This window comes from Rhizobium sp. PRIMUS64, assembly GCF_023006465.1.
Taxonomy (GTDB): domain Bacteria; phylum Pseudomonadota; class Alphaproteobacteria; order Rhizobiales; family Rhizobiaceae; genus Rhizobium; species Rhizobium leguminosarum.
The window spans coordinates 1-9,626 of sequence record NZ_JALBGX010000196.1 but is presented as its reverse complement, the minus strand read 5'-3'; the positions used below and the strand labels follow the sequence as shown (position 1 = coordinate 9,626).

The 9,626-nt window shown below is 60.1% G+C and carries 10 protein-coding genes; 6 read left to right on the top strand and 4 right to left on the bottom strand.

Annotated features, from left to right (window positions below; translation table 11 throughout):
- The 3 genes from MOV76_RS36665 to MOV76_RS36655 all read right to left on the bottom strand — a co-directional run.
- On the bottom strand, nt 1–1,148 hold a 1,148-nt coding region (locus MOV76_RS36665), incomplete at its 3' end, for an ABC transporter ATP-binding protein (RefSeq protein WP_247266389.1).
- Complete coding sequence (locus MOV76_RS36660; protein WP_113544170.1) at nt 1,145–1,975, bottom strand: metallophosphoesterase; 831 nt, start codon at nt 1,973–1,975, stop codon at nt 1,145–1,147. The genes MOV76_RS36660 and MOV76_RS36665, both read right to left, overlap by 4 nt.
- A gap of 199 nt (nt 1,976–2,174) precedes the next feature.
- The gene (locus MOV76_RS36655) at nt 2,175–2,570 is read right to left on the bottom strand and encodes a hypothetical protein (protein WP_047621845.1); all 396 of its coding nucleotides are present in this window, start codon (nt 2,568–2,570) and stop codon (nt 2,175–2,177) included.
- A gap of 145 nt (nt 2,571–2,715) precedes the next feature.
- On the opposite strand from MOV76_RS36655, the gene MOV76_RS36650 reads away from it, so the two are divergent.
- Complete coding sequence (locus MOV76_RS36650) at nt 2,716–3,018, top strand: hypothetical protein (protein WP_247266388.1); 303 nt, start codon at nt 2,716–2,718, stop codon at nt 3,016–3,018.
- A gap of 140 nt (nt 3,019–3,158) precedes the next feature.
- On the top strand, nt 3,159–3,347 hold the full coding sequence (locus MOV76_RS36645) for a hypothetical protein (RefSeq protein ID WP_018242026.1): 189 nt from the start codon (nt 3,159–3,161) through the stop codon (nt 3,345–3,347).
- Nucleotides 3,348–3,366: 19 nt separating this feature from the next.
- Here the strand turns inward: MOV76_RS36645 and MOV76_RS36640 are convergent, their stop codons facing one another.
- On the bottom strand, nt 3,367–5,739 hold the full coding sequence (locus tag MOV76_RS36640; RefSeq protein WP_309506828.1) for an alpha-amylase family glycosyl hydrolase: 2,373 nt from the start codon (nt 5,737–5,739) through the stop codon (nt 3,367–3,369).
- Between the two features lie 262 nt (nt 5,740–6,001).
- Between MOV76_RS36640 and MOV76_RS36635 the strand changes: the two genes are divergently transcribed.
- The 4 genes from MOV76_RS36635 to MOV76_RS36620 all read left to right on the top strand — a co-directional run.
- A complete protein-coding gene (locus tag MOV76_RS36635; RefSeq protein WP_247266386.1) occupies nt 6,002–8,125 on the top strand; it encodes a calcium-binding protein in 2,124 nt (707 codons plus the stop codon).
- 131 nt (nt 8,126–8,256) lie between these two features.
- Nucleotides 8,257–8,559, top strand: a complete 303-nt coding sequence (locus MOV76_RS36630) for a hypothetical protein (protein ID WP_027684706.1) — start codon at nt 8,257–8,259, stop codon at nt 8,557–8,559.
- Nucleotides 8,560–8,600: 41 nt separating this feature from the next.
- Nucleotides 8,601–9,107, top strand: coding sequence for a helix-turn-helix domain-containing protein (locus MOV76_RS36625; RefSeq protein ID WP_247266385.1), 507 nt, complete (start codon nt 8,601–8,603; stop codon nt 9,105–9,107).
- A gap of 119 nt (nt 9,108–9,226) precedes the next feature.
- Nucleotides 9,227–9,626, top strand: a 400-nt coding sequence (locus MOV76_RS36620; RefSeq protein ID WP_309506824.1) for a beta-ketoacyl synthase N-terminal-like domain-containing protein, incomplete at its 3' end; no start/stop codon positions are given.

Genomic DNA, 9,626 nt, shown 5'->3' with positions numbered 1-9,626 from the left:
CCGAGCCAGGCATCACCAGCAGCAACGCCGCCGGGCAGCCGGCTGCCGTCCTCGGCAAAGATCAGCGTACGGCCGGGCGAAAGCCGCAGCCCGACCGAATCGCCGGCAACAAGGCCGGAGGCTTCCGACGGTTGAACCTTGGCGACGATAGTCTCGCCGATCGCTTCGAGCCGGCAATGGAGGATGACTTCGGAGCCCAGGAATTCGACGCGTTCGATCCGGGCGGCGAGGCCGTCATGCCGGTTTTTGGAAAGAAAGACGAATTCGGGGCGAATGGCGATCGTGACCGGCATCTTTCTGTCGGGTGCATTTTCAAGAGTCAGGCGCAGGCCGCCGCAGAGAATGACGCCGCCTTCGGCAAAGGCCGGCAGCAGGTTGATGCGCGGTTGGCCGATGAAGCGGGCGACCTCGATATGGGTGGGATCGTCATAGATGACCTCAGGGCTTGATATCTGCAGCAACTTTCCGCCCATCATCACGGCGACGCGGTCTGCCATCGACAGCGCTTCCGCCTGGTCGTGGGTGACATAGAGCGTCGGCACGCCGGCGCGGCGATGCAGGTCGACGATCTCGCCGCGGGCGTGGACACGCAGATTGGCGTCGAGGTTGGAGAGCGGCTCGTCCATCAGGAAGATGCTCGGCTGGCGCACCATGGCGCGGGCAAGCGCCACGCGCTGGCGCTGGCCGCCTGACATCTGGCCGGGCTTGCGGTCGAGCAGGTGATCGATCTTCAGTGATGTCGCCATATCCCTGACGTCGCGGGCAATCGCCGCACGGGTGGCGCGCTGGCCCGGCATCAACGACCCAATGAAGGGCAGCCGCTGCATTCTCGACAGCCGGCGCATCGCTAAGGGCACTGCAATGTTTTGTAACGCCGTCAGATGCGGATAGAGCGCGTAGGACTGAAAGACCATGGCAATGTTGCGGTCGGCGGCCGGAACGCCGGACATGTCCTGCCCGCCGATGAGGATCTCGCCGCGGTCGGCATGATCGAGGCCGGCAAGGACGCGCAGCAGCGTGCTCTTGCCGCAGCCGGAAGGGCCGACCAGCGCGATGAATTCACCGGCTCCGACATCCAGGCTGACGCCATCGAGGATCTGGTTGCCGCCGAAAGCCTTGGTGATGCCGCGAAGCGAGAGCGCGCTCATTCGACGGGTTCCCGCTGCTTCACCGCCTGGGGATAGACCTCGTGCACGACATCGTCGAGCACATATGCGGTCATGCCGGGAACGGCAACGACCGTGCTTTCAACTCTCGTATCGAATTTGTGGACGACTGCGCCGATCAGGCGTTCGCCCGGCATCTCGCGCTCCATCTTGTCGATGATGAAGGCGGCCGACGGACCCCATGTCAGCTGGGTATTGTCAAAGCGCCCCTGCCAGGCCCAGTGGAGATGGCCGCTCGCAAATAGCGCCACGTCATGAGCCGCGATCAGATCATAGAGCCGCCGGCGCTGAGCCGGGCGAACGCTCCAATATCCGGTATCGCCTTCGTCGGGGGCATCGACGAAGAGCGGCTTATGCGCGAACAGCGCCACGCGCTGGCCTCCCCTGTCTGAAAGCGCCCGGTGGAGCCATTCGAACTGAGCCTCCTCCTCGTCATCCTCATGACCGAGAAGCAATGAGTTCAATCCGATGAAGCGCCAGCCGGCCGCATCCTCCAGCCAGCGGTCGTCGCCGGCAAGGCTGCGCCAGCGGGACAGCCGCTCGGCATTGACAGGCTGGTCCGATCCCTTGAGGTGGCCGACATCGTGATTGCCGGGGACGATCAGCATCGGGATCGACACCTGGCGCATCAGATCCATCGAAAAGGTGATGTCTGCGTCTTTGTCGGCGCCGTCGACGGTGAGATCGCCGGTATGGACGATCAGGTCAGCGCCGGTCTCTTCGATCCAGGTCAGAAGCGGCGCCCAGTTGCCGTTGAAATGCGGCTTGTCGGGGCTGAAATGGGTGTCGGTGATCTGAATGATTTTCATGGGCGCGTCTCCGAGACGTCGGCAGCGCGTCACCCGCGCCCCCTTCTCGTGCCCTCTCTAGAAGGCTCCCATGTCAATCACACACCTGATGTTTTCAGCTGTTTCTCAGTTTCGACATCAATCTGTCATGTAAGAAGAAGGCTGCCCGCGGAAACCGGGGCAGCCTTCGCCTGCATTTGGAATTGAGATCGCGGCGAAATCAATGCCGTGGCGCGTTGGCGGGAATGGACGACACCGTTGCCGAGACCGGGTCGCTTGCAGGAAAGCTGTCCTCGAGGCCCTCGTTGAGCTCCTCCTCCAGCGTTTGCCTGTCGCCGGCCGAACGCGCACTCGGCTGGCCGATCAAACCCTTGCTGCCTTCGTCGAAATTGCCGTTGCTCAAGGCATCGTAACGGTTGATGCTGCCATCTGCTTCACGGTCGGCAAAAGAGGTCAGCTGAACCATCATGACCTTGGCGTGATCGACCGCCGTCGTATCGTCGAGCTCGCCGTGAGAATTATCAATTTTGACGGAAATCGATTCTCCTCCCTCGCCTAAAAATTCTACGGTGAAAATGTCGCCGGCCTGTGTCACTCGCGTATCGATCAACTGCATGGAAACCTCCTGTGTTCATGCATCTCAACGGCAAGCAAGCTCCGGAGTTCCATTTCAAAGCAAGCGATCGGTCCTCGGGATAATCGGCCAGCTCGGAACAAAAAGCGACTATTCGAGTTCACACGCAGTTCAACATGTCGCATCCATGCCGAAATTGCCGCTGTCGCCTTCCGAGAAACGCTCGTTCTCCAATATTCCTGCAGACGAGAGACTCGCTTTGATATCGAGCTATTCGGAGGCGCTGCGTAAGCTCGCCAGATCGACCGAAGCGGTCGGACGAGCCGACATGCTACCCAAGCTGCTCCAGGTGGCCGACGGGCTGGACAGTATGGCAACCGCGATTGCCGAGACGGAGGCCGGGGCCGAGGTGATGGCGCGCGCAGCGCGGCTGATCCGCGCGACCGAAGGGATGCTGGCATCGATGTCCTCGTCATCAATCGTCCACTAGCGTCACTTGCGAGAATGACGGGATCGATGCGGCGATACCTTTGCTCTTAAGCTTTATGGTTAATTTATTAATAATTCGGGGTTTATAAACGGAACCAGACGGCCTTTCCGAGTGTTGATGGTGCGCCGTGGAGGAACCCAATGATCCTGAAAATTCTTGCCCCCAAGCTCGATGCCGATTGCCATGACACAGGCACCTGGCCCGATGGGATCTTCGCCGAAAACCGCATCGATCTGTCCGCTCGCGGCGACGGCCGCCGCCGCTCGCCGCATGAGCGCGACTACGGCAAAGACAGGAAGGTCGAAAATCTGCCGTTCGGCTTCGTCTGACCGTTCCGGGCGAGGCGCGTCACAGCCTGCGAAAGACCAGAACGCCTGATGCCGGCAGCACGGCATCGAGCACTCCTGCTGTGGCTCGAATTCTTCCGCCGCCGTTGCCGACGTTCCAGCCGCCATATTTGTGAGCATCGGTATTGAAGATCTCCTCCCAGAGATCATCCCCCAGACGTTCGCTGTGCAGCCGGTAGCCGTGTTCGAAGGGAGCGTCGTTCAGCGACCCCACAACGAGGAAATCCTCGCCGTCGTCCCATCGATGAAACGCGATCACGCGATTTTCGTCGTGAACCAGGGGAATGGCGATATTGCGCGAGCGAATGGCGTCCTGGTGGATGCTGAGCGCGATCAGATCGCGATAACAGCTGATCATCCCTGCCCCGTCACCATCCGCTTCGCCGAGAATATTCTCCCGGTTCTCGAGGAAATCATTGTAGCGATAGGGCTTCTGGGCGCCGATTTCCTCGCCCATGAAAAACATCGGCGTCCCAGGTGACAGCAGCGTCATCGCCGCTGCGAACCTCGATCTCGCCTCCGCCCATGCCCGGGTCTCGCCGACAACAGGCGCGAAATTGACCGCAATAACCGCCGTTCGTGCCGATCCTTCACGATTGCCGCAATCGTCATGCGACTGGTTGTAGACCACCTTGGATCGCGCGCTCGTCTGCAATGCGCCGGCAAAAGACGACATGGTCAAAGCCCGCTTGTCTCCGAAACCGGCATTCTTCAACAGCTGCGCCTGTGCGCCGCCGTGATATTCGACGAGGTTGCGATGAAAATCGCCGTACCAGGTGGCATCGAAGCCGAGTCCGTCGCCGGTCAGGCTTGGTTCCGTCATCGCCGACCAATCCGAATAGTCTTCGGCCGTCAGGAAAAGCTGTGGCTTGATCAGCCGCATCGTGCGGGTCCACTGCTTCAGGAATTTGGCGCCGAAAGCGGCGGCCCGATCGGCACGCCGGCCATCGGCATGCAGAACCGGATATTGATGGATCGAACTCGTCTGATCGAGCCGGAAACCGTCGATATGGCAGACGGAGACGAGGAATGCAGCGCTCGAGATGAAAAGCTGGCGGACGGCTTCCTCATCGAAGCGAGGCGCCCACCCCGTGGAGATGTTGTCGATGTAGCCGCCTCTGGGATCGGCGTAGTCGCCGGGATCTCCCTCATACCAATAGTAGATATTGCGGGTGTGATCGTTGGAATCATAGGCCCATTGCGCCCGCTCTCCATCCGGATCGAAATGGTTGTAACAGACATCAAGGATGACAACGATGCCGCGCTGGTGGCAGACCTTGACGAACATCTTCAGCCGGTCGGTGCCGCCAGCCCCCTGGTCGGCGGCAAAGAAATGCGACGTGCCGTAGCCCCAGTTGGCCCGGGTCTCGAATTCCGCGATCGGCAGCAATTCCACGGCGTTGACGCCGAGCGCTGAGAGATGCTCGACGAAGGCGATGGCATCATCAAGCGTGCCGGGCGCGGCCTTGCCGAAACCGAGGGCGCCGACGTGCAGTTCATAGATCACCAGATCCTCGAGCCGATCCGGAAGCTTTCGACCTCCGGCGAATTCGTCAGCCCAGAACGCCTCGGCGGCAAGCTCCTGCCCGGACGGGAGCACCACCCGCTTCGGGTCGCAGACGACCGAACAGCTTTGCGGTCCGTCCAATGCCGCCGGCGATCCGTGATAGGTTGCTCCATCGGGATCGAAGTCTCCGGCGCCAATCTGCATGAGGGACCAGATATCGGTGCGGTAGGCGAGCGATCCATCATCCTTGGTAACGCGGTACATGTACGGCGTGCCGACCATGCTGTCGAAATCTAAAAGGCCATCATCGTCGCCGGTTTCGGCGATCCAGAATCCGTCGACGGTTCTTCGCATTTTGATGGTTGCGACCGCTCCGGTGCCGTCATCGGCGATATAGCCGATGGCCGGATCGGCCAGGACCAGCAAGACATCCCGGGCGTTCGGCGCCCAGACCGAAAAGCGGATGCCATCGGCAGCGCCGCGCTTTTCAACCCGGTTCGCTCCCAGGCGGCCGATCCATGTCAGATAATAGGTCTGCGGCCCGATCCCCTGCTGGAGATCGAACGAGCGTTCGCGACGCGACGAGGCCTCGTCGTCCAATTCGCCGGCGATCGCCCACAGGCTTGAAGCGCCGGGTCGACCCAGTTCGATCCCCCATCGAAAATGCGTGCCGATCTCGTCATCGGGAAAGGGAACCCTGATGACAAAGACATCATAGCCATCCTCGTCACGAGAGCGCTGCATAGGAACAGACGTCCAATCATTCGAGGGGTGACCTTGCTCGTCCCAACTTCCGCGGAGACGGACATTGTCGAACGCCAATAATGGCAAGCCGCTGCGAAACCGGAATTGAACATTGACGGTCATCGCATCCTCCAAAACCATGTCGGATTTCGCCAGACTCTGCCTATGGGCCGTCCCACTCGCGCATGATCAGCCATGCCTAACAAAAAAATGCAAGCGCAGATTACATAATAAATACAATCCGAATTGAGCCACATTCGCAACAATATATCATGGATAACGAGTCATCGCCGCACGACCCTCCTCGTGTATTAAATCGAATTGGCGCCAACAAATGGGGATTCATTCCCATTGCCACTTCCCTCGTAAACCGGGAGAAAAGCTTATGGCTCAAGCCGTTAGAATAAACGATATTGTTCGTTCCTTTGGAATTGATACGCATATCGACTACACCGACGGAAAATATTCCAATGTCGGAGAAGTTGTTAAGGCTCTCGATTATCTTGGCCTTGATACGGTTCGCGATCACGCCCCCAACTCCGCTTCCGATCCCAACGGCCAAACGCATCTCGGCGATGCGGCAGAGGCCGGCGTGCAATTCGTCTTCAGCGCCCAGCGGGAAGTTGACCCCGCCACCGTGGCCCAGCGGCTGCATGATTTCGTGCAGGCCCATCCCGGGTCGGTCGTCGGCATCGAAGGCCCGAACGAAGTCAACAACTGGCCGGTCAGCTATCACGGCCTGAGCGGGCAGGCAGCAGCGGTCGCCTATCAGAAGGACCTCTCAGCCGCCGTCAACGCCGATCCCTTGTTGAAAAATATCCCGGTCCTCGGCTTTACCGGATATACCGTCGCTTCCGCCTCGGACTACACGACGATCCATACCTATGCGAAGGATGGCGACCAGCCGTACTCGTGGCTTTCCCGAGAATCCGGCGTTCAGCGCGCTGCCGATCCGGGCAAGCCCCTGGCAATCACCGAGACCGGTTACCACACCTCGCTGACTGCCGACACCAATGGCGGCTGGGAAGGCGTCAGTGAAGCGACGCAGGCAAAGCTCCTGCTCAACACGCTGATGGACGGCGCCGCACTCGGATCGAAAAATACATTCATCTACGAGCTGCTGGATGCCTATTCCGATCCTCAGGGCACCAATCAGGAAAAGCATTTCGGCCTTTTTCATCTCGACTATTCGGCCAAGCCGGCTGCGACGGCGATCCATAATCTAACGGAAATCCTTGCGGACGACGGCGCTCAGAAGGCAAGTTTCAGCGCGGGGACCCTCAATTATTCGATCGACGGCATGCCGTCCTCGGCCCGCAGCCTGCTGACGGAGAAATCGGACGGAAGCTACCAGATCATCATCTGGAACGAGCCCGATATCTGGAACCAGTCCACCGACACGGCCATCCAGGCCGCGACGACAGGCGTCAAGGTCAATCTCGGCGCATCCTTCGGCTCCGTGAAGGTCTTCGACCCTCTGACCGGAACGACGGCGATCAAAAGCCTCAGCAACGTCTCGTCCCTGACGCTTGACGTCGTCGACCATCCCCTCATCATCGACATCGGAGGCGGCAGTGCCAGCCCGCCGCCGGCAACCAACCATATCTATGGCGGCACCGGCAACGACATATTCACCGTGAGCAACTCCGCTCAAATCGTCGACGAAAGCCGGGGTGGCGGGACGGATACCGTCATGTCGTCGATCAGCTTCAGCCTCAAGGATACGACGCACACGATCGGAAACGTCGAGAACCTGACGCTGACCGGCACGGCCAATCTGAACGGCACGGGAAATGGCCTGGCAAACACTCTCGTCGGTAATTCCGGCAACAATATTCTCGACGGAAGTACTGGCGCGGACCATATGTCGGGGCGCGCCGGCAACGATACCTATGTGGTCGACAATGCCGGCGATTTTGCCGATGAAACAGGCGGGGCCGGCAAGGACACCGTCAAGGCTTCGACCTCGTTCAACCTGGCCGACCAGAAGCACACCGCCGGAACGATCGAGAATCTCGCCTTGACCGGCACGGCCAATCTCAGCGCGACAGGCAACAACACGGCCAACGTGCTCACCGGCAACGACGGAAGCAACACGATCAATGGCGGCAAAGGCGCCGACCAGCTGACCGGCGGTCTCGGCAATGACAAGCTGTTCGGGAAAGCCGGTGCAGACACGCTCACCGGTGGCGGAGGAGGCGATACCTTCGTCTTCGATGTGAAGCCCGACAATGTCAGCGTCGACAAGATCCGGGATTTTTCCTCCGCGGCGGGCGACAAGCTGATGCTCGATCATTCGATTTTCGCCGCGCTCAGCCTATCCGGATTTTCGGATGAGAATTTCGTGCTGGGAACGAAAGCGCTGGAGGCTGATGACAAGCTGATCTACGATCAGGCGAGCGGCATTCTATCCTTTGACGCAGATGGAAGCGCAGCGGGCGCGGCCATCCATGTCGCGGATCTCGATAATTCCGCAGCACTTCACTTCAAAGACATCCTGCTTGTCTGACCCGGTCGGCCCGTCGCCTTTCAGGCGGCGGGCCTACAGCGTCACGGGCGGTCGCGCCTCCTCCTCTTGCCGGAGCCGAAATCCCGGCCACATTCTCCGTTGACGCCACTCGTGCAGCTCAGGAGAAGCCTTTGCCCTGGATCGCCTATATCGCCCATCTCATCGCCGCGGCATTTCTGACCAACGGCGTCCCACATTTCGTCAACGGCGTCAGTGGCAGGCCGTTCCGCATCCCATTTGCGCAAGGGGCAAAGCTTGGCTCGCCGACGGCCAATGTCATCTGGGGCTGGGCGAATTTCCTCGTCGCCTTCCTGCTCTTTGCCAATGTCGGGCCGCTCTATATCGGCACGCCGGGCGATACGATCTTCGTGGCGGTCGGCATGCTCGTCACCGGAATTCTGCTCGCCCGCATTTTCGGGGGCGACGCCAGATAGTAACTTGCATGATGATAGTCACTGCTATAATGACAGCAGCCATGCAGCGAACAAGCTTCAGCGATTTCAAATGCCCGGCGGCGCGCGCGCTCGACAGCGTCGGCGACTGGTGGAGCATGCTGATCCTGCGTGACGCCTTCCAGGGGCTTTCGCGCTTCGACGAATTCCAGAAAAGCCTCGGCGTGGCGCCGAACATCCTGACGCGGCGGCTCAAACATCTGACGGAAAAGGGGCTGTTCGAACGGCGGCTCTACCATCAGCGCCCTGCCCGCTACGAATATCTGCTGACGGACAAGGGCCGTGATTTCTTTCCTGTTCTGATGACGCTGTTTTCCTGGGGAAGCCGGCACATCCCCGCAGAGGACCTGGCCTTTCTCTTGGGCGATGCCGCTTCCGGCAGAGAGCGCGAGACGATGCTGGTCGATGCGCGGACCGGCGAACAAATGACACCCGAAAACACCAGCCTGCTTGCAGGCCCCGCCGCCGATGATGAAGTGCACGAGCGGATCGCCCGCATGCGCGCCTGGTATCTCGGCATCGACGCCTGATGCATCATTTCATCCTCAAAATCGGAAGCGATTTGCGGATGAAATGATGCATTAATTCAAAAAGTTACAGCGTCCTTCGCGCGTCTGAAAGACGCGTGGCGCTGTCGGAGGAAAATACAATGGATCGCATCGTTGTCACCGGCATGGGACTTGTCTCGCCACTCGGAACCGGCGTCGAGCCCGCCTGGAAGCGCCTTCTCGACGGCGGATCCGGGCTGAGGGTGCTGGCGGAGGATATCGTCGGCGAACTCTCGGCCAAGGTGGGTGGTATAGTTCCTAGCATCGCTGAAGATGCAGACGCTGGTTTCGATCCCGACCGTTACATCACGCCGAAGGACCAGAAGAAGATGGACCGCTTCATCCACTTCGCCATGGCGGCGACGGAAGAAGCGGTAAAGCAGGCAGGCTGGATGCCGACCGACGAAGGCGAGCGCGAACGCACGGCAACGATCATCGCGTCGGGCGTCGGCGGCTTTCCGGCGATCGCCGAAGCGGTGCGGATCGGCGAAACGCGCGGCG